This window comes from Mesorhizobium sp. M7A.F.Ca.US.006.04.2.1 (assembly GCF_004022915.1).
GTDB lineage: Bacteria > Pseudomonadota > Alphaproteobacteria > Rhizobiales > Rhizobiaceae > Mesorhizobium > Mesorhizobium ciceri.
Map to the genome: position 1 here is coordinate 1 of NZ_RZQA01001621.1, position 492 is coordinate 492.

1 protein-coding gene is annotated in these 492 nt (G+C 63.0%); it reads left to right on the top strand.

Annotated features, from left to right (window positions below; all coding sequences use genetic code 11):
* Positions 1–67: 67 nt before the first annotated feature.
* Positions 68–492: VWA domain-containing protein (locus EN925_RS39080; protein ID WP_164894846.1), on the top strand; the 425-nt coding region annotated here is incomplete at its 3' end.

Here is a 492-nt window from a genome sequence, read left to right on the forward strand (position 1 = left end):
GACTTGTGTCCCGGCGCCGCGTCAAATAGCTTGCCGCCCGGATCAGGGGCGGATTTAGGAGATTTCGATGGCGGGACTTGCACGGGGCGTCGCTGCGGCGATCCTCCTTTTGTCGATGACGACGTTCGGCTTCGCCGCAAACAAGGTCATCATCATTCTCGATGCCTCCGGCTCGATGTGGGCGCAGATCGACGGCAAGCCCAAGCTCGAAATCGCCCGCGAGTCGCTTCGAACCGTGCTTCAATCGGTCCCCACCGACGACGAGATCGGCTTCATGGCCTATGGCCACCGTGAAAAGGGCAGCTGCGACGACATCCAGCTGATCGTGCCGCCGCAGGCAGGTTCGGGCAGCGCCATTTCGGCCGCCGCCGACAGCCTGAAATTCCTCGGCAAGACGCCGCTGACGGCGGCGGTCAAACAGGCGGCCGAGGCGCTGAAATACACCGAGGACAAGGCGACCGTCGTGCTTATCACCGACGGGCTCGAAACATG